General features: G+C 63.4%; 27 protein-coding genes. 13 read left to right on the top strand and 14 right to left on the bottom strand.

Going from position 1 to position 26,760, the window contains the following annotated elements; genetic code table 11:
• Window positions 1-49: 49 nt before the first annotated feature.
• The 3 genes from AC3ITW_RS11460 to AC3ITW_RS11450 all read left to right on the top strand — a co-directional run bounded on the left by AC3ITW_RS11460 (window position 50) and on the right by AC3ITW_RS11450 (window position 2,556).
• Window positions 50-526, top strand: a complete 477-nt coding sequence (locus tag AC3ITW_RS11460) for a nuclear transport factor 2 family protein (protein ID WP_100434643.1) — start codon at window positions 50-52, stop codon at window positions 524-526.
• A gap of 77 nt (window positions 527-603) precedes the next feature.
• Complete coding sequence (locus AC3ITW_RS11455) at window positions 604-1,764, top strand: hypothetical protein (RefSeq protein WP_229298119.1); 1,161 nt, start codon at window positions 604-606, stop codon at window positions 1,762-1,764.
• 60 nt (window positions 1,765-1,824) lie between these two features.
• Window positions 1,825-2,556 (top strand): hypothetical protein, encoded by a 732-nt coding sequence (locus AC3ITW_RS11450; RefSeq protein ID WP_100434642.1) that lies wholly within the window; start codon window positions 1,825-1,827, stop codon window positions 2,554-2,556.
• 18 nt (window positions 2,557-2,574) lie between these two features.
• Here the strand turns inward: AC3ITW_RS11450 and AC3ITW_RS11445 are convergent, their stop codons facing one another.
• Window positions 2,575-3,540: an IS110-like element ISStma4 family transposase gene (locus tag AC3ITW_RS11445; RefSeq protein WP_012510657.1), complete on the bottom strand. Its 966-nt coding sequence runs from the start codon at window positions 3,538-3,540 to the stop codon at window positions 2,575-2,577.
• Window positions 3,541-4,137: 597 nt separating this feature from the next.
• Between AC3ITW_RS11445 and paoA the strand changes: the two genes are divergently transcribed.
• From paoA to AC3ITW_RS11420, 5 genes are read left to right on the top strand one after another with little or no spacing between them, the layout of a single operon-like run.
• A complete protein-coding gene (paoA, locus tag AC3ITW_RS11440; RefSeq protein ID WP_012511055.1) occupies window positions 4,138-4,785 on the top strand; it encodes an aldehyde dehydrogenase iron-sulfur subunit PaoA in 648 nt (215 codons plus the stop codon).
• On the top strand, window positions 4,782-5,732 hold the full coding sequence (locus AC3ITW_RS11435; protein WP_012511054.1) for an FAD binding domain-containing protein: 951 nt from the start codon (window positions 4,782-4,784) through the stop codon (window positions 5,730-5,732). The genes paoA and AC3ITW_RS11435 overlap by 4 nt, the downstream gene beginning before the upstream one ends.
• Entirely contained in the window at window positions 5,732-7,936 is a 2,205-nt protein-coding gene (gene paoC, locus AC3ITW_RS11430) for an aldehyde oxidoreductase molybdenum-binding subunit PaoC (protein WP_489389497.1), read from the top strand. The genes AC3ITW_RS11435 and paoC overlap by 1 nt, the downstream gene beginning before the upstream one ends.
• 9 nt (window positions 7,937-7,945) lie before the next feature.
• On the top strand, window positions 7,946-9,007 hold the full coding sequence (locus AC3ITW_RS11425) for an XdhC family protein (protein ID WP_489389496.1): 1,062 nt from the start codon (window positions 7,946-7,948) through the stop codon (window positions 9,005-9,007).
• Complete coding sequence (locus AC3ITW_RS11420; protein WP_489389495.1) at window positions 8,983-9,609, top strand: nucleotidyltransferase family protein; 627 nt, start codon at window positions 8,983-8,985, stop codon at window positions 9,607-9,609. Before AC3ITW_RS11425 ends, AC3ITW_RS11420 begins: the two co-directional genes overlap by 25 nt.
• Before the next feature lie 104 nt (window positions 9,610-9,713).
• Here AC3ITW_RS11420 and AC3ITW_RS11415 read toward each other — a convergent pair whose 3' ends face one another.
• From AC3ITW_RS11415 to AC3ITW_RS11405, 3 genes are all read right to left on the bottom strand, one after another.
• Window positions 9,714-10,184 carry a hypothetical protein gene (locus AC3ITW_RS11415; protein WP_489389494.1) on the bottom strand — a complete coding sequence of 157 codons (471 nt, stop codon included), beginning with the start codon at window positions 10,182-10,184 and terminating at the stop codon, window positions 9,714-9,716.
• Complete coding sequence (locus AC3ITW_RS11410) at window positions 10,185-10,541, bottom strand: hypothetical protein (protein ID WP_100468474.1); 357 nt, start codon at window positions 10,539-10,541, stop codon at window positions 10,185-10,187.
• Window positions 10,542-10,996: 455 nt separating this feature from the next.
• Complete coding sequence (locus tag AC3ITW_RS11405; protein ID WP_032970260.1) at window positions 10,997-11,752, bottom strand: tetratricopeptide repeat protein; 756 nt, start codon at window positions 11,750-11,752, stop codon at window positions 10,997-10,999.
• Between the two features lie 166 nt (window positions 11,753-11,918).
• Here AC3ITW_RS11405 and AC3ITW_RS11400 point away from each other — a divergent pair, with 166 nt between their 5' ends.
• Window positions 11,919-12,572 (top strand): hypothetical protein, encoded by a 654-nt coding sequence (locus AC3ITW_RS11400; RefSeq protein ID WP_489389493.1) that lies wholly within the window; start codon window positions 11,919-11,921, stop codon window positions 12,570-12,572.
• A 320-nt stretch (window positions 12,573-12,892) separates the two neighbouring features.
• A complete protein-coding gene (locus AC3ITW_RS11395) occupies window positions 12,893-13,426 on the top strand; it encodes an arsenate reductase ArsC (protein ID WP_012511046.1) in 534 nt (177 codons plus the stop codon).
• Here the strand turns inward: AC3ITW_RS11395 and AC3ITW_RS11390 are convergent.
• Genes AC3ITW_RS11390 through AC3ITW_RS11370 form a run of 5 tightly spaced genes read right to left on the bottom strand, consistent with a single transcriptional unit; the run spans window position 13,387 to window position 17,396 of the window.
• Window positions 13,387-14,472, bottom strand: coding sequence for an ArsO family NAD(P)H-dependent flavin-containing monooxygenase (locus AC3ITW_RS11390; RefSeq protein ID WP_489389492.1), 1,086 nt, complete (start codon window positions 14,470-14,472; stop codon window positions 13,387-13,389). The genes AC3ITW_RS11395 and AC3ITW_RS11390 overlap by 40 nt on opposite strands.
• Window positions 14,473-14,496: 24 nt before the next feature.
• A complete protein-coding gene (gene trxB, locus AC3ITW_RS11385) occupies window positions 14,497-15,483 on the bottom strand; it encodes a thioredoxin-disulfide reductase (protein WP_313242944.1) in 987 nt (328 codons plus the stop codon).
• Window positions 15,484-15,486: 3 nt separating this feature from the next.
• Entirely contained in the window at window positions 15,487-16,545 is a 1,059-nt protein-coding gene (arsB, locus tag AC3ITW_RS11380) for an ACR3 family arsenite efflux transporter (RefSeq protein ID WP_005407577.1), read from the bottom strand.
• Between the two features lie 20 nt (window positions 16,546-16,565).
• The gene (locus AC3ITW_RS11375) at window positions 16,566-17,057 is read right to left on the bottom strand and encodes an arsenate reductase ArsC (RefSeq protein WP_005407578.1); all 492 of its coding nucleotides are present in this window, start codon (window positions 17,055-17,057) and stop codon (window positions 16,566-16,568) included.
• Window positions 17,058-17,081: 24 nt separating this feature from the next.
• A complete protein-coding gene (locus tag AC3ITW_RS11370) occupies window positions 17,082-17,396 on the bottom strand; it encodes an ArsR/SmtB family transcription factor (RefSeq protein ID WP_489389491.1) in 315 nt (104 codons plus the stop codon).
• A 40-nt stretch (window positions 17,397-17,436) separates the two neighbouring features.
• Here AC3ITW_RS11370 and arsH point away from each other — a divergent pair, with 40 nt between their 5' ends.
• Genes arsH through chrA form a run of 3 tightly spaced genes read left to right on the top strand, consistent with a single transcriptional unit; the run spans window position 17,437 to window position 19,850 of the window.
• Entirely contained in the window at window positions 17,437-18,177 is a 741-nt protein-coding gene (gene arsH, locus AC3ITW_RS11365) for an arsenical resistance protein ArsH (protein WP_282272509.1), read from the top strand.
• Window positions 18,174-18,593, top strand: a complete 420-nt coding sequence (gene arsC / locus AC3ITW_RS11360; RefSeq protein WP_489389490.1) for an arsenate reductase (glutaredoxin) — start codon at window positions 18,174-18,176, stop codon at window positions 18,591-18,593. Before arsH ends, arsC begins: the two co-directional genes overlap by 4 nt.
• A 54-nt stretch (window positions 18,594-18,647) precedes the next feature.
• Window positions 18,648-19,850, top strand: coding sequence for a chromate efflux transporter (gene chrA / locus AC3ITW_RS11355; RefSeq protein ID WP_489389489.1), 1,203 nt, complete (start codon window positions 18,648-18,650; stop codon window positions 19,848-19,850).
• A gap of 196 nt (window positions 19,851-20,046) precedes the next feature.
• On the opposite strand, the gene AC3ITW_RS11350 is transcribed toward chrA, so the two are convergent.
• The 5 genes from AC3ITW_RS11350 to AC3ITW_RS11330 are packed head-to-tail and all read right to left on the bottom strand — an operon-like array spanning window position 20,047 to window position 26,701.
• Window positions 20,047-20,940: an NAD(P)/FAD-dependent oxidoreductase gene (locus AC3ITW_RS11350; RefSeq protein ID WP_489389488.1), complete on the bottom strand. Its 894-nt coding sequence runs from the start codon at window positions 20,938-20,940 to the stop codon at window positions 20,047-20,049.
• A gap of 46 nt (window positions 20,941-20,986) precedes the next feature.
• Window positions 20,987-21,628, bottom strand: coding sequence for a TetR/AcrR family transcriptional regulator (locus AC3ITW_RS11345; RefSeq protein ID WP_489389487.1), 642 nt, complete (start codon window positions 21,626-21,628; stop codon window positions 20,987-20,989).
• Between the two features lies 1 nt (window position 21,629).
• Window positions 21,630-22,490, bottom strand: a complete 861-nt coding sequence (locus AC3ITW_RS11340; protein WP_489389486.1) for an oxidoreductase — start codon at window positions 22,488-22,490, stop codon at window positions 21,630-21,632.
• A gap of 15 nt (window positions 22,491-22,505) precedes the next feature.
• Window positions 22,506-25,601, bottom strand: coding sequence for an efflux RND transporter permease subunit (locus AC3ITW_RS11335; RefSeq protein WP_489389485.1), 3,096 nt, complete (start codon window positions 25,599-25,601; stop codon window positions 22,506-22,508).
• Window positions 25,598-26,701 carry an efflux RND transporter periplasmic adaptor subunit gene (locus AC3ITW_RS11330; protein WP_489389484.1) on the bottom strand — a complete coding sequence of 368 codons (1,104 nt, stop codon included), beginning with the start codon at window positions 26,699-26,701 and terminating at the stop codon, window positions 25,598-25,600. The genes AC3ITW_RS11335 and AC3ITW_RS11330 overlap by 4 nt, the downstream gene beginning before the upstream one ends.
• Window positions 26,702-26,760 lie beyond the last annotated feature (59 nt).

Genomic DNA, 26,760 nt, shown 5'->3' with positions numbered 1-26,760 from the left:
AAAAAACCCGTCGAAGCACCCGTTTATCCACTTGATTGGAGGCCCCACCGTGTCCACTGAAGCACCCCGTCCGCCACTTCCTCCGTTCACCCGTGAATCGGCCATCGAGAAAGTGCGCCTTGCCGAAGATGGCTGGAACTCCCGCGATGCGGACAAGGTTTCGCTGGCCTATTCGCTGGACACCGAGTGGCGCAACCGTGCCGAGTTCACCCATGGCCGCGAGGAAGCCCGGCAGTTCCTGGCTCGCAAGTGGAACAAGGAGCTTGAGTACCGCCTGATCAAGGAGCTATGGGCCTTCACCGACAATCGCATTGCCGTGCGCTACGCCTATGAGTGGCATGACGACTCCGGCAACTGGTTCCGCTCCTATGGAAACGAGAACTGGGAATTCGGTGCGGATGGCCTGATGCAGCGCCGCTTTTCGTGCATCAACGACATGCCGATCAAGGAAAGCGAGCGCAGGTTCCACTGGCCGCTGGGGCGTCGCCCGGATGATCACCCGGGGCTGTCTGATCTGGGTATGTGAGCACGGCTGGCCGACGTTCGCTTCACCCTCCATTGCGTAACCTGCTCGTCGCAGTACGTCATGCCTCACGTTGAGGCATGACGCGCGCCAAGGCTAGAATCGAGTGCTTTCACTCGCAGAACAGGAGGCAGGACGCGACCGTGAGGGCATTTCCCATCATCATCGCAGCAGCACTGGTCGCGCCATCGCTCGAAGCGCGCGCGGCCGGCGAAGACCGCAATGCAGCGCCCCACTTCGATCTCGGTGGCGCAGTTCGATTCAACTATGGCTGGCTCGATTACGGGCCCACCAGCCGCCTGCAGTTGGAGCTGCTTCGCGCCGACATCGATGCCGGCAGCGGGCCTTTCTCCTTCTCCGCCCAGTACCGTTGGTACGATGGCTTCAACGCCATCCATCACGCCTACGCGGGCTGGCAGTTCACCGACGCCACGCAGCTGAAGACCGGTATCCAGCAGGTGCCGTTCGGGCTGCTGCCCACGGTCTCGCAGAGTTTCTGGTTCGGGTCCGGGTACTACCTGGGCATCGAGGATGACTATGATCCAGGCGTTGTGGTGATTCACCAGGCCGGCAATACCACCTGGCACCTCGGCTGGTTCTCAGGTGACGAGTACGGAACCGGGGCGCGCTACGACCGCTATTCCTTCGATGTGGCGCAGACCGATGCGTTTCCGTATCGCGAACGGCAGCGATTCAATGCACGCGTTGAGCAATCGCGTCACTGGGCGGGCGGCGAGCTGTTGGTCGGCGCATCGGCCTTCGTAGGCAAGGTGCAGAACACCCGCAACCGCCGCCATCACGACCATCAGGCCGCGGCCGTCCACGCGCAGTGGAAGCGCGATGGCTGGACCACGCAGCTGCAATGGGCGCGGTACCGCTATAACGTGCCCGGCGAACGCATCGCACTGTCGGCATTCCAGGCCCCGTTTGAAATCGCGGCCGAGGCCGATGTGCCCAGTGCCAACGTTGCCTATTCCTTTGGCCCGCGCGGCTGGCTGGACGACCTGACCTGCTACAACAACCTCAGCATGACGCGCCCGGTGGGGCACAGCAGCGGGGGGCGCGACTCCTGGCAGAACGTTAGCGGTTGTAGCTTGCAGAAGGGGGTGATGCTCACCTATGTCGACTGGATTGCCGGCCGCAACATGTGGTTTGCCGGCGGCGATGGCATCGGGATCAACAACGGCGGCCCATCGCGCTGGCATTCGCGGCTGAACCTCAATATCGGTTTCTATTTCTGAGAGCAGCTGTGAGTCGGCTACGATGCTACGGCCGGCATCGTAGCCGGGGCAGGGGACGCAATGGACATGCAGACAGGGGGCGAACTCGATTCGCCGGCCAAGACCAATTCACAGGAACTGACCTTCCACTGGCTCTACCAGCGGGTGCAGGGGCTGGTTCAACACAGCATCTACCCCAAGGCGGGCAGGGTGGAGACGTGGGCGTTTCGCGTTGGTTTGGCCGCCGCGATCGTCGGCATTCTCTGTGGCCAGCTGCCTGATCGGTGGCTACCCGTCAGTGTGGTGTTGCAAGTGGTTGTTGCGTGCCTGTCGATCGAGATCGGAGGCTTCATTCTTGGAGGCGTTCTGGCCGCCCGCAGAGGCATCCGCCAGTTCAGTCAGCCACGGTTGTCGCACGCCATGGAGATGGACGGCGACTTCGCCCATTGGCAATCCGTGGTTACTGAGCTTCGCAGTTTCCCTCGCATTGAGCGCGAGCGACGCTTGCGCTACGTCAGCACGCTCCGAACCAATATGATCGAGCGCATGGGCCTGATGTACGGCGGACTGCAACGCCTTGGGCCGTTCCCGCTGTTGATTGCGCTCTACCTGCAGTTCCGGGGATGGAAATGGGGCGACTGGGCTGGCGCTTTCGACGTCAGCCGGGTCGGCGCATTGTTGATCTTCGCCATGTTTCTGCTGTACCTGTTGGGCTGGATGCTGATCAGCATGCGCACCCGCCTGGACACTTACGTGGCCTTGCTCGAGGGCTCCATCCACGAACCTGAGCCGACGCAGCCAGAGCCACTGTAGATACCGTGTCGCCCTCGCCTAGGCAAGGGCGACGTCAGGCTCAAAGGGTCGGCCACTTCTCAGTACGCCCCAAATCAGATGGATGAGCTTGCGCATCACTGCACACATGACGACCTTGAAGGGCTTGCCTTTCGCGCTGAGCCGGTCTGCAAAGGACTTCAGTGTGGGGTTGTGGGTCTTCCCGGTCAGCGCCGGCATGTACAGCTTTTTGCGGAAATTGGCGTCGCCGACGCGTGATATCCGGCATTTGCCTTCGTAGTTTCCTGATTGACGCTGGGCCGGATTCAGGCCCGCGTGGGCAACCACCTGGCGCACGTCGCTGTATTTGCTTAGATCCCCCAGCATGGCCAACAGCTGGGCACTGCTGGTGTTGCCTACACCGGGGATGCTGGTAAGCAGTTGATGACGCCGGCGCAGGTCCGGATCGTTATCGATATGGTCCTCAATCGCCTTCTGGACCTGCTTGATCTGCTCTTCCAACGTCCGGATCACATCCTTGATCCCTTGCTGGACCGAGATATCGGCAACGTCCAGGCGGTTGTGCTCCATCTGCAGCATTTCCTGGAGGTCATCTCGACGCCGTACCAAGGCGCGCAGCTTCACCTCCGAGGGCGTCGGTGGAACGTAGGGATACAGCTTTTCCGAGCGTTGTGCCTCAAAAAACCGGGCAATCAGCTTGGCGTCGCTGCGGTCAGTCTTGGTCCGCATCCCCTCCGCCTGCCCAAACGCCTTTACTCGGGCGGGATTGGCCACATGAACCACTACCCCCGCTTCCACCAGTGCTTGAGCCAAGGCCTCGTGATAGATGCCTGTAGCCTCCATACCTACCGCCGCGTTCGGCGCATGTTTGGCGCGCCAGGCCAGAAGCTCATCAAAACCCTTTGGCGTATTGGGGAGTTTGGCCTTGGTTCGATACTTGCCGTGAGATAGAGGCAGGGCGATGTCAAAAGTCGCCTTGGCTGCGTCGATGCCGATAAATTGCATGATTTCGCTCCAGCTTGAACTTACGATCGTGATCGGAAGCCGCCAGACTTGCCCTTGTGAGTACAGGCTCTCACCCGATGGCGGGCCTAAGATACCGTTCAAGTTCCATGGCGGTGTCAGGCCGCCGACGCGCTGAATCTACTTTGCAAGCTCGAAGGCTTAAGAGCCGAGGCAGCGTCATCGGAGCCTCCCGGGTCACCGGGGGATTGTGCCTGATCAGGGCACGATCCAAGACACAAGAGCCGAGCCATGCTCGGCTATCGACCGTCACCACATCGAGCACGCGCAGGCACGGCACCAAGCTTCACCGGCTGGATGAGAATCTGGGCGCGGTGGATCTGGTGTTGGATGGAGCCGAACTGGCACGCATCGGTGAGCAAGTGGCGAAGATCACTGTCAGTGGCGCACGTTTGCCAGAGGCGGCGTTGAAGATGACCGGCCAGCAGGCTCGGCCGACGATGGCACACCCTGGACAGGCTTCACAGATCTGTACTACCCAGCCGGGCATAGTGCCCCTTGGGTAGTCTGAGCGCGTCCATCCAGCCACGGGGTTTCCCCGAACGCCAGGAGGTCACTGTGCCAAGTTGGGACGAAGGAATGAAGTTGACGCGTCGGCAGGTGATTGCCGGCGGGGCCACGACAGTGGCGATGTCCGCCGCACCGGGGGCGTCATCGCTCGCCGCTGAACTGGCAGCGTCACCGCCACCCAGGCCGCCGGTCACCAGCAAGGTCGCGTTGACGGTCAACGGCACGCACCGTGAGCTCGAACTGGACACCCGCACGACGCTGCTCGACGCCCTGCGCGAACATCTGAAACTGACCGGCACCAAGAAGGGCTGCGACCACGGTCAATGCGGCGCCTGTACCGTGCTGGTCAACGGTGAGCGGATCAATGCCTGCCTCAGCTTGGCGGTGCAGCACCAGGGCGATGCCATCACCACCATCGAAGGCCTCGGAACCCCCGATAACCTGCACCCGATGCAGGCCGCCTTCGTAAAGCATGACGGCTACCAATGCGGGTACTGCACGCCGGGGCAGATCTGTTCGGCGGTGGCGGTACTCGACGAGATCAAGCGGGGTGTCCCCAGCCATGCGCAGGCCGATGTCAGCGCACGGCCCCAGGCCACCAACATGGAGATGCGTGAACGCATGAGCGGCAACCTCTGCCGCTGCGGCGCGTACTCCAACATTGCCGAGGCGATGCAAGAGGTCGCTGGCGCGACCTCTGGACGGGGGCGCTCATGAAGGTCTTCAGTTACGAGCGCGCGAAGTCTCCTGCCGAGGCAGCCAAGGCCGTCGCCGGCACCGAGGGCGCGAAGTTCCTGGCGGGAGGAACCAACCTGCTCGACCTGATGAAGCTGGAGGTCGAGACGCCAGCGCACCTGGTCGACGTGCAGGACATCGGACTGGACAGGATCGAACCTACAGACGACGGCGGCCTGCGCATCGGCACGCTGGTCACCAATACCGCGCTGGCCTCGCATGAGCGCGTGCGCCGCGACTACGGTGTGCTGACCCGCGCGATCGTGGCAGGCGCCTCCGGGCAGCTGCGCAACAAAGCCACCACCGGCGGCAACCTGCTTCAGCGCACCCGCTGCCCGTACTTCTACGACCCCCATCTGCCCTGCAACAAGCGCCTGCCCGGATCAGGCTGCGGCGCGCTCGAAGGGTTCTCCCGGCAGATGGGCGTGATCGGCACCTCGGACAGCTGCATCGCGACCTATCCGGGTGACATGGCGGTGGCGCTGCGCGTGCTGGACGCCACGATCCAGACCGTCAAGGGCGATGGCAGCACGCGCAGCATTCCGATTGCCGACTTCCATCGTTCCCCGGGCGACACGCCACAGCAGGACAACGTGCTGCAGCGCGGTGAGCTGATCACCCACGTCACGCTGCCGGAACCGCTGGGCGGCCGGCACGTGTACCACAAGGTACGTGACCGCGCGTCCTATGCGTTCGCACTGGTGTCGGTCGCCGCGGTCGTGCAGCGTGACGGCTCGGCGCGGTTCGCGTTCGGCGGGGTCGCGCCGAAGCCGTGGCGCATCGAAGCAGCCGAACCCCTGCTGCGCGACAGCGTCAAGGCCGCGACACGACAGGTGTTCGCCGGTGCCCGTCCAACGCAGGAGAACGCGTTCAAGATCGCGCTCGCCGAGCGCACGCTCGCAGCCGTCCTGGCCGAAGGAGAGCGCTGATGCCCCTCGAATTCAACGCCCCCGCCGGCGACAACCTGTTCGACAAGGCCAAGGTCGTCGGCAAGTCGACGCCGCGCATCGACGGCCCACGCAAGACCACCGGCACCGCCCCCTATGCCTACGAGCGCCATGACGTGGCGCCGAATCAGGTCTACGGCCACATCGTCGGCGCGGGCATCGGCAAGGGGCGCATCATCTCGATGGATGCCTCCCGTGCACGTGCCGCCCCCGGCGTACTGGCGGTGATCACCGCACCGGAGACCAAACCGGTCGGCACATCCAACTGGAACAATGCGCCATTGTTCGGCGGGCCCGAGGTCGCCCATTACCACCAGGCCATTGCCTGCGTGGTAGCAGAGACCTTCGAGCAGGCCCGCGCCGCTGCGGCGTTGATCCGTACCCGTTACGAGCGCGGCAAGGGGCGCTTCGATTTCCCAGTGCTCGCGCCGTCCGCGCCGCTGGCAAAGGGGCGCGGTGGCAAGCCCGACCGGCAGACGCTCGGCGATTTCGACAGCGCCTACGCAGGCGCCGCGGTCAAGCTCGACGAGACCTACCACACCGCCGACGAAAGTCATTCGATGATGGAGCCGCACGCCACCATCGCCGCATGGGAAGGCGACAAGCTCACCCTGTGGACCTCGAACCAGATGATCGACTGGGCCAAGCAGGGCATTGCCGCGATCCTCGGTATCGATTCTGGCAATGTGCGCGTGGACTCGCCCTATATCGGCGGCGGCTTCGGCGGCAAGCTGTTCATCCGCGCCGATGCGGTGCTGGCCGCACTGGCGGCCAAGCAGGTCGGGCGGCCGGTGAAGATCGCGCTGCAACGCCCGTTGATGCCCAACAACACCACGCACCGGCACGCGACCATCCAACGTGTCCGGATCGGTTGCGCGAAAGACGGCAGGATCTCCGCCATCGCCCATGAGAACTGGTCGGGCAACATCAACGGCGAGGACGGCGAGAACGGCACCCTGCAGACGCCCAAGCTCTATGCAGGCGCCAACCGACTGGTGGCCAACTACATCGCCACGCTCGACATGCCCGAAGGCAATGCGATGCGCGCGCCGGGCGAGGCGCCGGGCCACATGGCGCTGGAAGTGGCGATGGACGAAATGGCCGAGAAGCTGGGCCTCGACCCGATCGCGTTCCGCATCCTCAACGAGCCCGAGGTCGTACCCGGCGATCCGTCCAAGAAGTTCTCCGACCGCAACCTGGTGCGCTGCCTGCGCGAGGGCGCGGAGCGCTTCAATTGGAACAAGCGCAACGCCAAGCCGGCGCAGGTAAGGGAAGGGCACTGGCTGGTCGGCATGGGCGTGTCTGCGGGCTATCGCGGTGCACCGACGATGAAGTCGGCGGCGCGGGTCCGGCTTGATGGCCAGGGCGGGGTGATCGTGGAAACCGACATGACCGACATCGGCACCGGCTCCTACACGATCATCGCGCAGACGGCAGCCGAGACCATGGGCGTGCCGCTGGACCGGGTCCAGGTCACCCTCGGCGACTCGCGTCATCCCGCCTCCGCCGGTTCCGGTGGCCAGTGGGGCGCGGCAAGCTCCACCGCAGGCGTATACGCGGCGTGCGTCAGCCTGCGCCGCAAGGTGGGCGAGAAACTGGGCTTCGACGGCGATACCGCAAACTTCGCCAATGGCCGTATCCAGGCGGGTGGGCGGACCATCGAGCTGGCCGAAGCGGGGACACTTTCGGCAGAGGACGGCATTGCCTTCGGCAACTTCAAGCAGGGCTACGACGTTGGCACCTATGCAGCGCACTTCTGCGAGGTCGCCGTGCATGCCTACACGGGAGAGACGCGCATCCGCAGGATGCTCGCCGTATGCGATGGCGGCCGGATCCTCAACCCGCTGTCCGCACGCAGCCAGGTCATCGGCGGCATGGTGATGGGTGCGGGTGCGACCCTGATGGAGGAGCTGGTGGTCGACAAACGGCTTGGTTTGTTCGTCAACCACGACCTTGCAGGCTACGAGGTTCCCGTGCACGCCGATATTCCACACCAGCAGGTGGTCTTCCTCGATACGCTGGATCCGGTGATCTCGCCGATGAAGGCCAAGGGCGTGGGTGAGCTGGGCATCTGTGGGGTCGGGGCCGCGATCGCCAATGCGGTCTACAACGCAACCGGCGTGCGCGTGCGCAACTATCCCATCACCCTGGACAAGCTGTTGCCCGGCTTGCCCGACGTAGGCTGACCGTTGCGCATGGAACAACCCGTGGCCTCACCCGCCCTGGAGGCCTCTGCGGTAGAGGGGGTGGAGCCCAGGGATTCTGCCGGGGACGTGTCCGCAGCGCCGGGCTTCCTCACCAAAGGAAGCCCGCGGAGCGTGCTCGAGACGGCCTTGACGCGCGTGCGCGCGCGGGAGCACGCCGTGCTCGCGCTGGTGCTCGAAACCGATGGTTCGACCTACGCGGGTGCCGGCGACATGGTGTTGTTCTGCAACGGCAACCAGACCGGCTGGCTCAGTGGTGGATGCCTGGAGCCCGAGCTCGCGCGCCGCGCGGAGCAGGTGAGTGCGGCAGGGCAGGTCGACTGGATCGAGATCGACACCCGCAGTGACGACGACCTGCTGAGTGGGTCCGCGCTCGGCTGCCGCGGCCGGCTTCGGATTGCGCTCCTGCCATTGCGTGCGTTGTCCGGCATCGACGACGTGATCGAGGCGTGGTTGCGCGAGGGCGTGTCACTCCAGCGCGACCTTCGCACGTCGGGGCAGATCGTTTTCCGCGCCGGCCATCGCGAGCAGGCATGGCAGCTGAACCCGATGGACGGGACGCAGCCCTTTGGAGACGCAGCGTGGCGTTTGCCGTTGCCCCGGCTTCCGCGGGCCCTGGTATTGGGGGGCGGTCCCGAAACGCCCTTCCTGGTTCCGTTGCTGCAGGGCCTGGGATGGCGGGTCAGCGTGGCCGAACGACGAGCGCGCTGGGCCTCAGCGGGGCAGGGCGCGGATGCACAGCTCCAGGTGAGCCCGGCCGAGGCCCTCCATGCCGACACGTGCGACGCGGTGCTGGTGATGCACCACGACTTCGAGCTGGACCGCGAGGCGCTGGTGGCCCTGGCCGATACCGAGGTTGCCTTCATTGGACTTCTGGGGCCGCGGCGAAGGCGTGAGGACCTGTTCAAGCTGCTGACACCGGATCAGCGCCACCGCCTGTCCCCGAGACTTCGATCACCGGTCGGCCTCAACATCGGAGGGCGGGGGCCGGAGGCAATTTCGCTCAGCATTGCCGCGCAGCTGCAGCAATGGCGAAGCACCGCCGGCACGTGACCGCCGCGCATGCAGTCGTCGTGCTTGCTGCGGGCGGGAGCACCCGGCTTGGCCAGCCCAAGCAGCTTCTGACCCGGCAGGGCGAGACCCTGGTACATCGCGTGGTGCGGCTGGCCTTGGAGTTTGCGCCTTCGCAGGTGTTGGTGGTGGTTGGCGCGAACGCACAGGCAGTCACATCCAGCATTGCCGGACTGGATGCGACCCCGGTAGCCAACCACTACTGGGAAAGCGGCCTAGCCAGCAGCCTGCAGGTTGCAGGCACACATCTGCTGCCCGCGGTGGCTGCCGTGATGGTCGTGGCATGCGACCAGCCCGCGATCGAGCACTCCCATCTGCAGGCGTTGCTTTCGGGTGCCCGCGCCTCGGCGTCAGGGTGCGCTGGCACCCGTCATGGAAACGCCCTTGGCATTCCTGCAGTAGTGCCGCGTGCATGGTTCAACGCTGCGGGTGCAACCGGTGACCGCGGCTTCGGAGCGCGCTTGAGGCAGCTTACCATCGATGCCGTGCATGCCCTTCAAGCGCCGGAGCTGGGCCTGGATATCGACACGCCGGAAGATCTCGCGCGTGCGCGGTATTTGGGCTGGATCGACGCCGGGGGGTGAGCCGCATGATCACTGGGCCAATGCCCGTCGCGCAGGTGAGTAGCGGCAGAACCGGAGCCTGATCCCTCGCAGCCGGCGGCCCTGTAGAGTCGAGTCATGCTCGACTACGGCACGCCACATCGCGCCCCATCAGGCACATCACCAGCAAGAATCTGCAGCACCCGATCCAACAGAACAGGCTCCGGCACACCAGCCAGCACCTGTTCCAGATAATCCAATGGCTCCAATTGCCATTGGAGGAGCGCCCGCAACCGCACAACGGCGGGCGCCCGCTGCTTCGCGTCCAGTGAGACACGCAACAGCAGATGTCGCGAGCGCCTCTCCAGCCACAGCACCGGAACGCCTTTGCAGTGAATCTGGAACGAGGCATCCCGATGTTCTTCGACGAACTGGAAGCCCTGTCGTGGCCGAGACTCCGCGAACTGCATCGCCTGGCGGCGCAGTTGTGAGAATTGATCGTCGTTGATGCTCTGGAACCCGATAGGAGATGGCTGTGGGGGCGCCAGCCACCGCGTCTGTGCCGCAACCACCGCCACGATGTACAGCAGCGTGGCCGCCCAGCAGTACCGCGCCACTCAACCCTCCGGGCGGACCCGATCGATGGCGTGCGCAGTGAGTCCCAGTCCGGCCATGATCAGGCCCTCCATGACGCGCGGGCCAACGTATTGCTCCAACTCGCCGTTCTCGCGGGCACGCTGTGCGGCCAGCAGGATTTCCAGCACCACGCGAAGGCCCGCCAGCGAGCAGTCGGTGTCGGCGAGGGCGAGCCGTCGGCCGGGCATCTGGTGGCGCTCCGGCCAGGGCTGGCCATCGGAGGCAGCGCCGGAGCCGATGCTGTGCAGCAGGGCGATTAGCGTATTCGGGTCCAACGCGGGGCCATTGGCGGGCGCGTCGTGGATCGGGTGCGAGGCAGGGGAGTGGGGCTGGGTCATGGCTGGGCTCCTTGCGTGCAGGCAGAAGCCGCCACCGATAAAGGTGGCGGACGGTGCGGGGTTCGAAACCCGGTGTTCGCTAAACCGGCAGGCACAAGGCCTCCACGCACCGCCCGCCATAGCCGGCCGACGGATTGCCAGCCGGCACCACACAGGGTGATGCCGGCTGGCAAGCGTTTACTTCAGCGAACTACCGGGGTTTCGAATCCCGGCCACCTGTTTTCGGTGGCACGGAGAGGAATACGCCCGGCTGTGCGCGATGCCAATGCAGTAAGGCCGATGCCGTCACCACATTCAACATTTTCAGAATCTTTGCATACGGCTCAATGAGGCCGGAGCCTTGCGCCGCAAGGCTGTTGTCGATGTCGGCGGTGCAAGCCTGACAAGTGTCGGCATTCGCCCGGCGGGGCTGTAAGCGAGGCGAATGCGACAGGATTGCCAAAGGCTGCCAGGCGTCAGTAGCCCTTCAACGCGGCCTTGGTCCGCTCCAGCCAGGCGGCATTGTGACTGCGCGCATGGCGCGACCAATGCTGGGCATCATCGATGATGCTGGCGAACAGGCTACGGGCCTGCTCACGGTCGGCGGGCTGGGGCTGCGCCATCAGCCACTCGCCGTACAGGCAGCGGGCGGCGGCATCGTTTCCGCATTCCACGGCTCGCTCGAACGCGGCACGGGTGCCGGGCGCCTGGGCAGCCGCCAGTGCCTGCGCGTAGAGCAGGGTCTGTTCCGGCTTGCGGCGCACATCCGGATGGCGGGCGAACAGGCCGTCCAGCGTCTCCGCCGCAAGCGCGGGCTGCCCGGAATCGAGGCGGGCACGCGCCAGGCCGGTCAGAATGTAGGGATCGTCGCCCAACGGCGAGCTGGCTGCCTGCTCCAGCAGGGTTCTGGCTTCCTCGGCCTGGCCGGCATCCAGCAGCGTCATGCCCAAGCGAACCCGATTCTGCACGGTGGGCGTGCGGGCCAGTTCGGCACGGGCGTTGCGCAGGTCCTGGCCCGGGTCCATGAGTTGCTTGGCGGAGCGGATAGCCTGACGCGCGCCGCGCGAGTTGCGGGCTTCCGGGAAGTAGATCGCCAGGAAGTAGACGATGCTGCCGAGCAGTGGGAAAGAGAAGAGCAGGATGAGCCAATAGAGGCTCTGGCCCGAGCGGATGGCGTGCACCGCGAAGTAGATGGCCGCCAGTACGTGGAGTCCGATTCCGATATAGGGCATGTGTGCCGCCTCGTCCTTGTGGGGGTTGGCACTATAGTGGGAGAGGGGTGGGGCGCCAATGGGATAGGGTGATCGGGCGTGACGCGTCACGTTAATAGGGTTGGGTTCTGCGAGGTAGAGCGCTGCATGTCACTATGTGGCGGGGCTGCATCGATGGAGGGGATACATGGAGCGTACGAAAAAGACACTGACGATGGCCGATGTTGCTGGATGGGGTTCGGCGCTCGTCACGTTCGGATTGATTCAAGGCGCCTTCTATCTGAAGGCGTATTGGGGCCACTTCGGCCTGGATCCCTTTCAGTTTGTTGCGGTGAGTGAGCTTGCGCTGGCAGGGCTTGCTGGGATCGGCATGGTGTTGTTCTTCATACTGATTGCGCTGCTGCTTGGAGGCTGGGTCGAGAGGAAGGTGACAGCGGCGCCGTCCCAAGCCAATCTGCTGATGTGGCTGACCCTGGCTCTTTGTCTTGTTGGAATGGGTGCCTTGCTTTGGTGGTCCAATGCCTGGCCCGTTCTGATAGGTGTGGCACTGACGGGCATATGTGCAATGGCAGTACGCCTGTCCCCAGTGTTGCCGGCCGCGGTGAAGGACTCACCGTGGCTGGTCTATGCGCTCGTGATGATTGTCTATGTCCCGATCTCGTCAAACTGGCTTGGCTTCGAGCGCGCCAAGGCGATTACTTCTGGCAGCAGCGAGTACACGGTCAACGTGACTATTGACGAGAGGGTGCAAGGCAGCCTGGGTTTGGTGGGGCGCTTGGGGGACAGCTACGTGCTTTGGGAGCCGGCGCAGAGGACTGCAGTTCTCTGCGCCTGTGGGTGACGTGAGAAGGCTGGTGGTTGCGCAAAAAAACGTTTTGCCTGCCAAGTCAGTCCAGTCGCGATAAGGGGTGTTTATCGGGGGTAGGCGGAGGTTCGCTTCTGGCCTTGGATTCAACCGGTAGACGCAATTCAATCGACCCACTCGTGGGTGGCATGTTCGGATCGTGATGAAGAAGCAGGAGCACGGCGCAACCGTGAAGGCGTTCGGGCTCAATAATGCCAGCGGGTACAGTAGAGTGCCCGCTTTCCATCCCGGCAGTAATCGAACTGACATATGGCAAGGCAATACTTCGAATATTCCAGATAAATGGTTGAGATGACATGCGTACCCTGAATGTTCTGTTCCTCTGCACAGGCAACTCGGCGCGCAGCATTCTTGCCGAAGCACTGGCCAACCATTTAGGGCGTGAACGTATCCGCGCTTACAGTGCCGGCAGTCACCCCAAAGGCGTAGTTCATCCAGTTGCCCTGCAGGTGCTCTCAGAGATTGGGTTCGACGTTGCCGGGCTGTCCAGCAAGCCGTGGGAGGCATTCGCAGATCCGGAAGCACCGCAGATGGATCTCATCGTGACCGTGTGCGATCGCGCCGCGGGTGAAGCGTGTCCAGTGTGGCCAGGTCACCCGGTTACCGCCCACTGGGGTATCCCCGACCCGGCCGCAGTGCAGGGCAGCGCGGAGCAGGTCCACAAGGCGTTCCTCAGCACGCTTCACCAGCTCCAGCACCGTCTGGGACTGCTGTTGGCGCTCAAGCCTGAAGCGCTGGACCGCATGACCCTGCAATCGCAGGTGCGGGCGCTCGGCAATGGCGCCGAGGCTCACGCGCCAGATGACAGCGGAGAAACAGCCCCGACGTAGTCGCTGATTTGCCTTACTGCCTCGCGCGCGTATCGGGTCACCCCGATCAGCGTGGCCGAGGCTGCGCCATTCCAGTCGCCATACCCAAGCAGCCAGACCGACGGCTCTGCGACCGAACGGACCTGGGTGTCATCCACGTCGATCCGACCCAGGGCGTTGACCATGCCCATTCCTTCCAGGTGCGACAACGCCGGCCGGAAGCCGGTGCACCAGATCACGGCGTCCAAGTTGCGTTCGCTGCCATCTGCCCACTGTATGCCGGTGGCGGTGAAACGGACGGGTGGCGGCATGGAGACCAGTACACCGCGGCGCCGTGCATCCACCACCGGCGGCACCATGACGATGTCGCCAAAACCACCCTGCGGAACATCCGGTTCGCGGCCTTCCTGCTGGGCCCTCCACTTCTCGGTTGCGCGTGCGAACAGAACGCGCCCGTCCACATCGTCGGCCAGGAAGGCTGGCTTGCCCTGGGTGATCCAAGTGGTGTTGGCCACCTTTGATACCTCGGCCAGAATCTGTGCCCCTGAGTTGCCGCTGCCGATGATCGCCACGCGCATTCCGGCAAAGGATCCAGGATGGCTGTAGTGGGCCGAGTGCAGCTGCACGCCGCCGAATGCGTCCATACCTTCATAGTCGGGCGTGTAGGGATGCTGCCAGGTACCTGTGGCGCTTATCACTGCACGCGTATGCCACTGTCGGCCGTCATCTGCTTCCACCAGCAGCCGCGTTCCCGAACGACTGACGCGTTCCACCTGCACGGGACGGATGACGGGCAGTGCATATTTGTGCTCGTAGCGCGTGAGGTAGTCCAGCACTTCCGCCTGCGAAGGGTACGGTTCCCGGGTGGCGGGCATCGGCCAACCGGGAATCGAGCTCCAGCCCGCCGGCGAGAACAGATGCAAGGATTTCCACGCATGCTGCCACGCCCCACCAGGTGACGTTTCAGCATCAAGAATCACATAGGACAGCCCGCTGCGACGCAGGAAGTAGCCAGCCGAAAGACCCGCCTGCCCACCTCCGATCACCACCACATCGACGCTGTCCATCTGGAATTCCTCACATCGCTGCACTCAGGCTGCGTTCTTGTGCTGCTGTTGATCGGAGATCTTGAGTGCATCCAGATAGCGCTCGGCATCCAGTGCGGCCATGCAGCCGAAGCCGGCGGAGGTGATGGCCTGCCGATAGTGCTGGTCGGCCACGTCGCCTGCGGCGAACACGCCTTCCACCGAGGTCTGGGTGGCATTGCCGCCCAGGCCCGAGCGGATTTCCAGGTAGCCGTTGTTCATCGCCAGCTGGCCGTCGAACAGGGTGGTGTTCGGGTGATGACCGATTGCCACGAAGAAGCCGTGCGCGTCGATGTCGCGGGTGCTGCCGTCCAGGGTCGACTTCACGCGCACACCGGTCACGCCGGCATCGTTGCCCAGCACTTCCTCGACCTGGTGGTGCCAGACGGTTTCGATCTTGCCGGCCGCGACCTTGGCGAACAGCTTGTCCTGCATGATCTTTTCCGCTTTGAGGGTGTCGCGGCGGTGGACCAGGTAGACCTTGCGGGCGATGTTGGACAGGTACAGGGCCTCTTCCACCGCAGTGTTGCCACCGCCGACTACGACCACGTCCTGGTCACGGTAGAAGAACCCGTCGCAGGTGGCGCAGGCGGACACGCCGCGGCCCTTGAACGCCTCTTCGGTCGGGATGCCCAGGTACTTGGCGGTGGCGCCGGTGGCGATGATCAGGGCGTCACAGGTGTATTCGTGACTGTCGCCGATCAGCCGGAACGGGCGCTGGGACAGGTCGGCCGTGTGGATGTGGTCGAAGATGACTTCGGTCTCGAAGCGCTCGGCGTGAGCCTGCATGCGCGCCATCAAGTCCGGGCCCATCAGGCCATGGGCGTCGCCCGGCCAGTTGTCCACCTCGGTGGTGGTCATCAGCTGTCCGCCCTGCTGCAGGCCGGTGATCACCACCGGGTTTAGATTGGCACGGGCTGCATAGACAGCGGCGGTCCAGCCGGCCGGGCCGGAACCAAGGATCAGCAATGGAATGTGTCGGGTGGTGCTCATGGCTCAGCGGCTCCGTGCGTCGGCAGGAAAGTAGCGCTTGCCCAGCCGCAGGGCGACATGGACCAGCAGGATCAGTACCGGCACTTCCACCAGCGGGCCGATGACGGCGGCGAAGGCGACCGGCGAGGCCAGGCCGAAGGCCGCGATGGCTACCGCGATGGCCAGTTCGAAGTTGTTGCCTGCCGCGGTGAACGCGATCGCAGTGGTGCGTGGATAATCCTTGGCGATCAGCTTGCCCATGAAGAAGCTGATGACGAACTGGATGATGAAGTACAACGTCAGCGGGATCGCGATGCGCACCGCGTCCATGGGAATCCGCAGTACGTCACCGCCTTTCAGGCTGAACATCGCCACGATGGTGAACAGTAGTGCGGCGAGCGTTATCGGGCTGATGGCAGGCAGGAACTTCTCTTCATACCACTGCACGCCCTTGCGCGCCTTCAGCCATCGACTGGTGAGGAAACCGGCCAGGAACGGGATGCCCAGGTAGATCAGAACCGCCTCTGCGATGGTCCAGACGCTGACATCGATGACGCTGCCCTGCAGTCCGAACACCGGCGGCAACCAGGAAAGGAAGAACCACGCGTAGACGCTGAACAGCGCGATCTGGAAGATCGAGTTGAATGCCACCAGGCCGGCCACGTACTGGCCGTCGCCGCGGGCCAGCTGGTTCCACACCAGCACCATGGCGATGCAGCGCGCCAGGCCGATCAGGATCAGGCCGGTCATGTACTCGGGGTAGTCGCGCAGGAACAGCACGGCCAGGCCAAACATCAGGAACGGGCCCACGATCCAGTTCTGCAGCAGCGAGAGCATCAGCACGCGCTTGTCGGCAAAGACGGTGGGCAGTTCCTCGTACTTCACCTTGGCCAGCGGCGGGTACATCATCAGGATCAGGCCAATGGCGATCGGGATGTTGGTCGACCCCACGGAAAGGCTGTTCAACGCGCTGGGCACGCCTTCGAACATCGCGCCCAGGCAGACGCCGAGCGCCATGGCGGCGAAGATCCAGAGCGTCAGGTACCGGTCCAGAAACGACAGGCGGGAGGTGTCAGTGGTCATGGGGTTTTCCGGGAAGACGGTCAGTGGATCTGCGCAATCGGATCAAGCTGGGCCTTGAGAGACTCACGGTCATCCCATGCCCCGTCAGGAATCTCCAGGAAGGCCTTCAGCCGGGCCTTGATGATCTGATGTGCCCGGTCGAACGCTTCAGCCTTCTGTGCATCCGAGCCTTCCACACCGGCCGGGTCGAACAGGCCCCAGTGCACGCGCACGAAATCGCCAAACACAACCGGGCACGCCTCAGCGGCCGCGCTGTCGCACACGGTGACAATCAGATCCATGGCAGCAGCATCCGCTTCGGCAAATTCGTCCCAGGACTTGCTGCGCAGGCCCTCCACCGGGAAGCCCTCGCGCTGCAATTGGGCAATGGCGAACGGATTGACCCGACCGGCTGGCTGGCTGCCTGCACTGAAGGACTGATAGCGGCCTTCGCCCCACATTTTCAGGGTCGATTCGGCCAACACGCTGCGCGCGGAATTGCCGGTACAAAGGAACAGAACACGACGGGTCATTTTGGCGATCTCTGGGGTAAGGGGTCAGCAGCCTGCGGGGCGTTCACAGGCCGGTTCGTCGGCACAGCAGTTTTCGGTGAGGTAGGCCACCAGCTCGTTCATCGCCACGAACTCAGCCCGGTAGCAGATGGTCCGGCCACGTTGCTCGGCGCTGATCAGTCCCGCAGCCAGCAGTTCCTTCAGGTGGAAGGAGAGCGTGGCGCCAGGCAAAGAGAGGGCTTGGGCAATGTCGCCGGCCAGCTTGCCGGCGCTGCCCGCCTGAACCAGAAGACGGAAGATCGACAGGCGGGTCGCATGACCGAGGGCTGCCAGGGCGTGGGTTGCGTTCTTATGTTCCATGATTCTAGAATAATCGAAGCAAAATGACAGGACAACCCCCGTGCAGCAGATCCCCAACGTGGTCCCGGGTGCCATGGACATTCCCACGGCCGCCAAGCTCAACGATCCGGCCGCGCAGCCACACCGGCCACGCATCCTGATCCTGTACGGGTCGCTGCGGCCGCAGTCGTTCAGTCGCAAGCTGGCGCTGGAGGCGCAGCGGCTGCTGGAGCAGCTTGGGGCGGAAACCCGCCTCTTTGATCCACATGAGCTACCGATGCTTGACTCGGTGCCGGCCACTCACCCCAAGGTGCAGGAGCTGCGCCAGGCCTCGCTGTGGTCGGAAGGACACGTGTGGGTCAGCCCGGAACGCCACGGCACCCTTACGGCAGTGTTCAAGAACCAGATCGACTGGCTGCCGCTCGAAGAGGGCAGCGTGCGCCCCACCCAGGGCCGTACGCTGGCAGTGATGCAGGTCTGCGGCGGTTCCCAGTCGTTCAACGTGGTCAACGCGCTGCGCGTGCTCGGCCGGTGGATGCGGATGGTGACAATTCCCAACCAGTCCTCGGTGGCCAAGGCCTGGCAGGAGTTCGATGACGACGGTCGAATGAAGCCTTCGGCGTATTACGATCGCGTGGTGGACGTGATGGAGGAACTGGTCAAGTTCACCCTGCTGGTGCGCGGGCGTAGTGACTACCTGGTGGACCGCTACAGCGAGCGCAAGGGGGCCGTCGAGGCGGCAGCGCTGGCCGCTGCCGCAGGCGTGGTGGAGACCGTTTTGAACCAAGAGGAAAGTGCGTGAACGCTGTCATCTATCACAACCCAAAGTGCGGCACCTCCCGCAATACCTTGGCGCTGATCCGCTTTGCCGGGATCGAGCCGGAAGTGATCGACTACCTGGCCAACCCACCCGGCCGCGCTCGTCTTGTCGAACTCATTACGGCGGCGGGGTTGAGCGTGCGCGATGCCATCCGGCAGAAGGGAACGCCGTATGACGAACTCGGGCTAGGCGACGCAGCGCTGAGCGACGACGCGCTGCTTGATGCGATGCTGGCGCACCCGATACTCATCAATCGTCCTCTCGTACAAACCGATAGGGGTACTCGTCTGTGCCGGCCTTCGGAAGTGGTGCTGGAGATCCTGCCGCCGCTGCCCGGACCGTTCCGAAAGGAAGATGGAGAGTGGGTGACCGGGCACGCCGGAAGCTCGACGCCGTGACCCCATTGCCAGGCTGGGCTTGCCGCAGCTGAGAACCACAGGAGGTCATGCCCCATGTCGGCGCTCGATCCCACGACAAGCGACAGCGCATGGCGCGTCTTCCTGGTGTTCCTGCGACTGGGGCTGACGTCGTTTGGCGGTCCAATCGCCCACCTGAGCTACTTCCGCCTCGAGTTCGTCGAACGCCGCCGTTGGCTGACGGACCGTAGCTACTCCGATCTGGTGGCCCTGTGCCAGGTGCTGCCAGGCCCGGCCAGCAGCCAGATAGGCATGGCGCTGGGCTTGCGCCGCGCTGGCTGGCCTGGTCTGCTGGCCGCTTGGGCTGGCTTTACGCTGCCGTCGGCCGTGCTGATGATCCTCTTCGCTTTGGGCGTTGCCAAATACCAGGGCATCGTTGAATCCGGCTGGCTGCATGGCCTGAAGATAGTGGCAGTTGCTGTGGTGGCCCAAGCCGTATGGGGAATGGCCCGATCCCTGTGCCCGGACCGTCTACGGGCAGCGATGGCGTTCTTTGCGGCTGTGTTGACCTTGTCCATGCCCTCGGTCGCCGGCCAGATCGTGGTGATCATCGTCAGCGGACTGCTTGGCCGCTGGATGCTGAAGATCGAGCCGGCCTCCGGCCAATCAGACTGCGGCTATTCCGTCTCGCAAAGGACCGGCTCGGTGGCACTGGTGCTACTGGTGCTGCCGCTCGTTCTGCTGCCCTTATGGGCGGTGGCTAGCGGCTCCCCGTTGGCCGTGCTGTTGGAGGGTGTGTACCGCGCTGGCGCCCTAGTCTTTGGTGGCGGCCATGTCGTGCTGCCGTTGCTACAGACCGCGGTCGTCCAGAGCGGCACCGTGAGCACGGCGGATCTCCTGGCCGGCTACGGTGCGGCGCAAGCGGTGCCGGGCCCTCTCTTTTCCTTTGCAGCCTACCTAGGGGCTATGGCCGAGGGGCCGCTGGGTGGCTGGGCAGGCGGCCTTGCACTGTTGGTGATCATTTTCCTGCCAGCCTTTCTTGTGCTCGTGGGGGTGCTGCCGTTCTGGGAGTTCCTGCGCCACCGCAAGGATCTGCAAGCTTCGATTGCAGGCGTCAATGCCGGGGTGGTCGGCATCCTGCTGGCGGCGTTGTATGACCCGGTGTGGACGAGCGCGATCCATGACCGATGGGATGTCGCGATGGCACTGGCTGCGTTCGGACTACTGGTCGTTGCGCGTGCTCCGCCGGTCCTGGTCGTGTTGCTGGCTGCCATGGCGGGTTGGGCGATGGCGTGGTAACGCCGCTAGGTCGGTCAGGCGCGGTTCGGCAGTGCAACCTAACGTCCGCTTCTGGCCGTAAGCAGACATCGGACGAAGTACGGGATTCGGGTTCTTATCGAGGGTGGAACGGTTGTACCAGACAGTTGAATTCTGGCGGCATACGCGCCCCCGCGCTGCCCGACTCAACGGCGATGCTTATCTCCAATCAATGCTCTCAGGCCAGCATCGACTGCTGGGCGAAGATTCCCGCCATTGCGCCCTGCGACGTTGCCTGGGTTACCGAGGGTAAGAAGGGCGTGGTGAGATCGCCCGCGGCGTAGATACCGGGCACGCTGGTCTGGCGGCGCTCGTCAACCTTAAGGGTGATGCCGGCGGGCGTCTCCACCGTGGTGAGGCCCAGTGACTCGTGCAGATTTGCCGAAGGTCTATTCTGCGGATGCGCAAACAGGATGTCGACGGCCAACTTGCTGCCCGTATCAAGATTGACGGTAGTGATATGACCTCCATGATGTGCGATCTCGACCATCCGGCCATCGACGACGGATATGTTTCGATGCTCCAGGTCGACCCGGATGTCGGGCGGAATGTCGTGACCATCAGCGATGACCGTCAATCTGTCGGTCCAGTCGAGGAACAGCCTGGCCTGATTGTGCGACTGCGTACCGGACCAGACGAGTCCCCAATGCTGTCCCGCAACCTCAAAACCGTCACAATAGGGGCAAGGGACCACGGATTTCCCCCAGCATTCTGCAAAACCTGGAACATCGGGGACCTGGTCAACCACGCCATAGCTCAGGATCAAGCGGCGTGCGCCAAGACGCATGCCATCCGCCGTCAGGACTGAGAAGTCATCGATCGTGCCGAAAATGCCTTCGGCACGTGCCTTGACCAGGCTGATCGCCGGATAACGGGCCAGCTGCAACCGTGACTCCGCCAGAATATCCAGTGGCGGCTTGTGATCGTGACCAAGCAGTCCGTGCGAATGGCCGGCGAATCGATTGCGCGGCAGGTCAGTATCGAGAACGGTGACTTTCCGACGGGCGCGGCCAAGCTGAAGTGCGGCTGCGAGGCCGGCAAAGCTGCCGCCGATAATAATGACGTCATTCATACTGATTGCTCCGTGTTGGCAGTGGAAGGGCAGCAGGTGCTCTGGCTCATACGGTCCAACGAAGCACGCAAGACGTGCCAGAGGATGCAACCGGTTGCGATGGTCCACGTGAACTGTACTGCTGAAAGGCCCGATGAAACACGTCCAGCATTGCGCCGGCATCGGTCGCCGGCTGTGGCGCCACCTGCAGGGAATTTGCCTGCAGCAGCAACTGAAGGTACAGGCTGGCGTGCTCTTCTGCCCTCTCGACTCCCTTGCGAGCCAAAGCCGAGCAAATGTATGCCCTAAAGGGGGCAAGGTAAGCGTTCCAGAGCTCGGCGTAAGCGGTTGTGCCAGTTACGGAATGGCGGAGCGCCCCGCAGAAGCGTCGACACACCTCCACCTGAGCCAGCTTCTGGATCGCCAGGGAGACATAGTCCAACTCCTCTTTGAGGTCCGCCCCAGGGTGAGTACGTATAACGAGCTCGGGAAGGCTCGATGCGTGAAGATTCATGACGGCCGTGAAGAGGTGCGCCTTGTCACGATAGTGTGCATAAACAGTCGCCTTGGTGTACCCCGCGAGATCGGCGATCTGCTGCATGCACGTATTGTCGTAGCCGGAGGACTGGAACGCTTCGGCGGCGGCTTCAAGAATGCACGCCCGGGTATGCGCGCGCGCGCGCTCCCAACGCTTCGCAGATCCATTCATCTCAGGAGCGCCCGCTATGCGCCTTGGCCTTGGTCAGCCCAAAGGCCCTTCGCAGGCTGCCATCCACTGGCGCGGCAGGCATGAAGCGCCGCAACTTCGCTAACAGCGACGCCTGGCCCGCGGGTGTGCGACGCATCTTCCAATTGCCGAGAACCGCCTCGACGATGGTGCCGGCCACGAGCGCTGCGTCCGTGCCCTCATCGGAAGCGCGAGCGATCGCATCCAGTGCGAGTTCGCGTTCGAAGTCGTAGTCGGCGATGGATGTACTGGCTCGCTGTGTATTCATCTTGAATCCAGTGTTGGTAAAGGAAGGCTGCACAAGAGTGACCCGTATCCCAAACTGACGAGCCTCATGATCCAGGCTCTCCGACAGCCCTTCCAAGGCATGCTTGCTGGCCGCGTAAACGCCCATGTAAGGCCCAGGGAGAAATCCGAGCACGGAACTCACGTTGATGATCCGACCAGCGCGCTGCGCTCGCATGGAGGGCAGTACGGCCCGAATGGCCCTGATTACGCCTAGGACATTCGTGTCGAACAACGACTCGACTTCAGCTACTTCGGTCTCCTCCACTGCACCAATCAGGTTGTGACCCGCGTTGTTCACCAGAGCGTCAATGCGCTCCTCCCTGGCAAAGATGATGGCCACTGCACGATCAATGCTTGCCTGCTCACGGACATCAAGCTGTACCAGCGTCACGCCCTTGATCGGCTGCGCATGTTCAAGCTGGCGAACGCTGCCATATACCACACAACCTGCGTTGGCCAGCGCCTTTGCGCTGGCTTGCCCGATTCCGGAAGAGACGCCGGTGACCAGAACAATCTTCTTTCCCATGGCTGCATTCTGGATTGGATGCGCGTTCATGTGATGGAGTGCTCCTCAGTGCGCAGGCCCGAGCGCCGGCTCGACTGCATCGGGTAGGGATGGCTTGATCTTGAACCAGATCGCGTACATCGCTGGCAGGAAGACCAGCGTGAGGACGGTTCCTGCCAATGTCCCGCCGATCAACGTGTACGCCAGCGTTCCCCAGAACACCGAATGCGTCAGGGGAATGAAGGCCAGAATCGCAGCCAGCGCCGTCAGGATGACTGGGCGCGCCCGCTGCACAGTCGCCTCGACGACCGCATCAAATGCACCCAGCCCTTCCTGCTCGTTCTGATGGATCTGCCCGATGAGGATCAGGGTGTTGCGCATCAGAATGCCCGACAGCGCGATCAATCCAACTAGCGCGTTGATGCCAAAGGGCTGCTGGAAGAGGAGCAGCGTAGGCACCACGCCTATGAGGCCTAGCGGACTGGTGGCGAACACCATGATCATTGCGGCGATTGAGCGCACCTGCAGAATGATGATGAGTAGCGTAAGGGCCATCATGATGGGAAACAGTGGGAGCATCGCCGTCGTAGCTTTGCCGGACTCCTCGATCGCACCGGCCTGTTCGATGCGGTAGCCGGCCGGGAGCCGCTCGATCAGCGGCTGCAAATCCTTCAGGACTACCGTCGAGACATCAGGCGGCTGGAGGCCCTCGGCAATGTCGCCGCGGACCGTGATGGTGGGTGTGCGATCACGTCGACGCAGGATAGGATCCTCCATACGTACTTCTACGGTTCCCACCTGCGAGAGCGGGACGCGTTGACCGGCACTGCCGACCAATGTGAAGTCTGCAATCTTCTCGGGATCCAGGCGCGTATCGCCCGCTGCGCGGCCTACCACCTGCACGGAGCGAATGTCCTCGCGCACGTCGGTGAGCGGTGCACCACTGAGCAGAAACTGTAGTTGCGAGGCCACCGAGTTTGAGGTCAGTCCCACGGCATTGAGGCGATCCTGGTTCAGCGCAAAGTGCAATGTCGGAGTGCGGGGACCCCAGTCCGTATTTACCATGCGCATCATCGGGTTGCTGCGCATGATCAGGCCCACTTGATCAGCGAGCTCGCGCAACTTGTCCGGGTCCGGCCCCATGACCCGGTAGGCGACCGGGAACGGGGATGGCGGACCAAACACGATCTGGGTGACCCGTACCTGCGCTTCGGGTACCAGACCGCTGGCGATTGCTTCGCGCAACCGGAACTTCAGAACTTCGCGCTCCTTGTCATCACCAGCGAGCACCACGATTTTGGCAAACGACGGGTCCGGCAGTTCCGGCGCCATCGCCAGGAAGAAGCGTGGAGCCCCCTGACCGATGTAGGCGGTGACAATACGTGCCTCTTCCTGCTTTGCCAGCCAGGCCTCGACTTTCGACGTTGCGGCACTGGTCTGCTGGATGGAGGTGCCATAAGGCATCTGCACCTCGACCAGTACTTCGGGCCGATCCGAGGTAGGAAAGAACTGCTTCTTGACCACGCCCATGCCGATGACGGCCAGCGCGAACAGGCCGACCACCGCGCCGGCGACCAGCCATTTGCGCGCGATCACGCGCGTCAGAAATGCGCGGAAGCGGTTGTAGTTGCGAGTGTTGTAGATGGCCTGATGCCCGCCCTCCACGGTCTTGATGTCGGGCAGCAGCTTCACGCCAAGATAGGGCGTGAACACCACGGCCACCACCCAGGACACGATGAGCGCTATGCCAACAATCCAGAACATGTTGCCGGTGTATTCGCCTGCGGTGGATCGGGCGAAACCGTTGGGCATGAACCCAATGGCGGTGACCAACGTGCCGGACAGCATCGGTGCAGCAGTGTGGCTCCACGCGTAGGCCGAGGCGGCCACACGACTGTAACCCTCCTCCATCTTCACGACCATCATCTCAATGGCGATGATGGCGTCGTCCACAAGCAGCCCCAGGGCCAGGATGAGCGAGCCTAGCGTGATGCGGTCAAAGTTCTTGCCCGTGGCGGCCATGATGACGAAGACTGCTGCAAGCGTCAGGGGCACGGCCGCTGCGACAACGATGCCGACGCGCCAGCCCATGCTGATGAAGCAAACCAGCATCACAACAAGCAGCGCGACAAAGAACTTGACCATGAACTCGTCGACCGCCGAACTGATGTTCACGGCCTGATCGGTTACTTTGGTGAGCGAGATGCCAAGAGGCAATTGTTCGTTGATCTTGCCAACCTCGGACTCCAGTGCCTTGCCAAGATCCAGTCCGTTCCAGTCGTCACGCATGACGACGCCCAGCAGCAGCGCAGGCTCCCCGTTGTTGCGAACGAAGAACGTCGCGGGGTCTTCGTAGCCGCGCTCAACTGTGGCGACATCGGATAGCTTTAGAGTATGTCCCCGCGCCACGATCGGCGTCTGACGGATCTTCTCCAGGCTATCGAAGCCGCCGTCCACCCGAACGAAGACCTGCGGTCCGCGGGTGTCGATCGAACCGGCAGGCGTCAGCAGGTTCTGGCTGTTGAGGGCCGTGAATATGTCCTGGGGGGTGACGCCTACGGTAGCCAACCGATCATGCGAGAAGGATACGAAGATGCGCTCGGGCTGCTCGCCAATGATGTTGACCTTCTTGACACCAGGCACGTGCAGCAGCTGCTGTCGCAGCACCTCTGCATCGCGTACCAGAAGCCGCTGTGGCTCGCCTTTGGCTTTCAGTGCGAAAAGCGCGAACGTCACGTCTGCATATTCGTCATTGAGAATCGGCCCGATAACACCAGCCGGTAGTCTCGCTGCCTCGTCTCCAAGCTTCTTGCGCGCTTGGTAGAACTCCTCCTGCACCTGCGAGGGCGGCGTCGCATCGCGCAGGGACAGCATCGTGAAGGCCAATCCTGGCCGCGTGTAGGTTTCGGAACGGTCGTACCAACGCAGTTCCTGCAAACGCTTCTCCAGCGGCTCGGCTACCAGATCCTGCATTTCCTGCGCCGTTGCCCCGGGCCACGCAGTGACGACGGTCATCTGCTTGATCGTGAACGGGGGATCCTCGGCACGGCCAAGCTGGAAGAAGGCCAGGACCCCCGCCACCGTGATCAGGAACAGTAGAAAGACGGTTATGGGGCGCTCGCGAACTGCCAGCGAGGAAAGATTGAAGCGGCCTTCGCTCATGGCTGAGCTCCATTGCGTGCGTCCTTGCCCTCACCCAAGGGCGTGACCACCTGGCCATTCCTTATGAGATGAGCGCCAAGCGAGATGACCTTCTGCCCGGATTGCAGATCGCCCTTGACCTGCGCCATGTCATCCGAGAGTCCTACCACTTGAACGGGGCGCCAGACGGCCTTGACGGGCTTGCCCTCCAGTACCCAAACCCCGTTCCCTTTCCCGGGATCGAACAGGGCGCCAATCGGCACCAGAAGTGGAGCAGTCGCTGAGGCGTTAACTGCGATTTCCACCGTCACCGTGGCGCCCAGAGGAGCCTCTGCCAACGAGCCGTCCAGGACGTAGCGGGCCTCATAGGTGCGTGTCAGCGGGTCAGCCGCGTCAGAGAGCTGCCTAAGTCTGGCAGGTACTGGACCTCCGCGATCCCCGTAGAGTTTGGCCTGCCCGACCGTGCCCAAGGCGGGGCGCAGTGTCTCGGGGAGCTGCACGATGGCTTCGCGCTCTCCTGCTCTGGCCAGTCGGACGACGGGTTGGCCGGCGCTAACTACCTGGCCCGGCTCGGCCAGCGTCTCCATGACGACTCCGTCAGCATCGGCTAGCAACTCTGCGTAGCGATTGGCATTGCTTGCCACCTGCGCTTGGGCTTTGGCGGCACTGAGCTGGGCGCGTGCTGCATCAGCTGCGGCCTTGCTCTGGTCGTATGACGAGGCCGAGATGGCGCCCGTACCGAGCAGGGTGCGATACCTCGCCTCATCGGCAATAGCCTGCCGGGCTTGGGCTTGTGCGGCTACGACGGCCTGCTGCTGTGCCTGCGCCGACAGCTGAAGGTCGGCCGGGTCGATTCGCATCAGGACCTGCCCGCGCCGGACCTTCTGTCCAGCATCGACCAAGCGTTGCGATACCTTCCCTGAAACGCGGAATCCGAGATCGCTCTGGACCCGCGCCGCTACCGTTCCTGTGAATGTGCGAGACGCAGCGCTGTCTCCCCCCACAGTCGCCGTGCGGACCAAGGGCGCCTTTGTTCTAGGGTCTGGCCGCGCTTCAGTACCGCAGCCGACCAGGGCAACGGCAAGTGCAATGAATAATGAATTTTTAACAATCTGCCGCATGGGAGTTCCGTCGATCCGACTTGGACGGAACTTTGCTACGTGTGACCAAACTAGTCAAT

It is taken from the genome of Stenotrophomonas sp. KH_052 (genome assembly GCF_057838755.1).
Note: the sequence above shows the minus strand (reverse complement) of the source record. Positions and strands in the feature narration are given on the sequence as shown.

Coding starts and splice junctions, on each gene's coding strand:
- AC3ITW_RS11350 (WP_489389488.1), bottom strand. CDS start 20,940: ATGAATGACGTCATTATTATCGGCGGCAGCTTTGCCGGCCTCGCAGCC.
- AC3ITW_RS11390 (WP_489389492.1), bottom strand. CDS start 14,472: ATGGACAGCGTCGATGTGGTGGTGATCGGAGGTGGGCAGGCGGGTCTT.
- chrA (WP_489389489.1), top strand. CDS start 18,648: ATGTCGGCGCTCGATCCCACGACAAGCGACAGCGCATGGCGCGTCTTC.
- AC3ITW_RS11395 (WP_012511046.1), top strand. CDS start 12,893: ATGCGTACCCTGAATGTTCTGTTCCTCTGCACAGGCAACTCGGCGCGC.
- AC3ITW_RS11335 (WP_489389485.1), bottom strand. CDS start 25,601: ATGAGCGAAGGCCGCTTCAATCTTTCCTCGCTGGCAGTTCGCGAGCGC.
- trxB (WP_313242944.1), bottom strand. CDS start 15,483: ATGAGCACCACCCGACACATTCCATTGCTGATCCTTGGTTCCGGCCCG.
- paoC (WP_489389497.1), top strand. CDS start 5,732: ATGCCCCTCGAATTCAACGCCCCCGCCGGCGACAACCTGTTCGACAAG.
- AC3ITW_RS11405 (WP_032970260.1), bottom strand. CDS start 11,752: ATGCCCTATATCGGAATCGGACTCCACGTACTGGCGGCCATCTACTTC.
- AC3ITW_RS11375 (WP_005407578.1), bottom strand. CDS start 17,057: ATGACCCGTCGTGTTCTGTTCCTTTGTACCGGCAATTCCGCGCGCAGC.
- AC3ITW_RS11425 (WP_489389496.1), top strand. CDS start 7,946: ATGGAACAACCCGTGGCCTCACCCGCCCTGGAGGCCTCTGCGGTAGAG.
- AC3ITW_RS11345 (WP_489389487.1), bottom strand. CDS start 21,628: ATGAATGGATCTGCGAAGCGTTGGGAGCGCGCGCGCGCGCATACCCGG.
- AC3ITW_RS11445 (WP_012510657.1), bottom strand. CDS start 3,540: ATGCAATTTATCGGCATCGACGCAGCCAAGGCGACTTTTGACATCGCC.
- AC3ITW_RS11455 (WP_229298119.1), top strand. CDS start 604: ATGACGCGCGCCAAGGCTAGAATCGAGTGCTTTCACTCGCAGAACAGG.
- AC3ITW_RS11435 (WP_012511054.1), top strand. CDS start 4,782: ATGAAGGTCTTCAGTTACGAGCGCGCGAAGTCTCCTGCCGAGGCAGCC.
- AC3ITW_RS11410 (WP_100468474.1), bottom strand. CDS start 10,541: ATGACCCAGCCCCACTCCCCTGCCTCGCACCCGATCCACGACGCGCCC.
- AC3ITW_RS11370 (WP_489389491.1), bottom strand. CDS start 17,396: ATGGAACATAAGAACGCAACCCACGCCCTGGCAGCCCTCGGTCATGCG.
- AC3ITW_RS11340 (WP_489389486.1), bottom strand. CDS start 22,490: ATGAACGCGCATCCAATCCAGAATGCAGCCATGGGAAAGAAGATTGTT.
- AC3ITW_RS11450 (WP_100434642.1), top strand. CDS start 1,825: ATGGACATGCAGACAGGGGGCGAACTCGATTCGCCGGCCAAGACCAAT.
- AC3ITW_RS11330 (WP_489389484.1), bottom strand. CDS start 26,701: ATGCGGCAGATTGTTAAAAATTCATTATTCATTGCACTTGCCGTTGCC.
- AC3ITW_RS11400 (WP_489389493.1), top strand. CDS start 11,919: ATGGAGCGTACGAAAAAGACACTGACGATGGCCGATGTTGCTGGATGG.
- arsB (WP_005407577.1), bottom strand. CDS start 16,545: ATGACCACTGACACCTCCCGCCTGTCGTTTCTGGACCGGTACCTGACG.
- AC3ITW_RS11420 (WP_489389495.1), top strand. CDS start 8,983: ATGGCGAAGCACCGCCGGCACGTGACCGCCGCGCATGCAGTCGTCGTG.
- paoA (WP_012511055.1), top strand. CDS start 4,138: ATGAAGTTGACGCGTCGGCAGGTGATTGCCGGCGGGGCCACGACAGTG.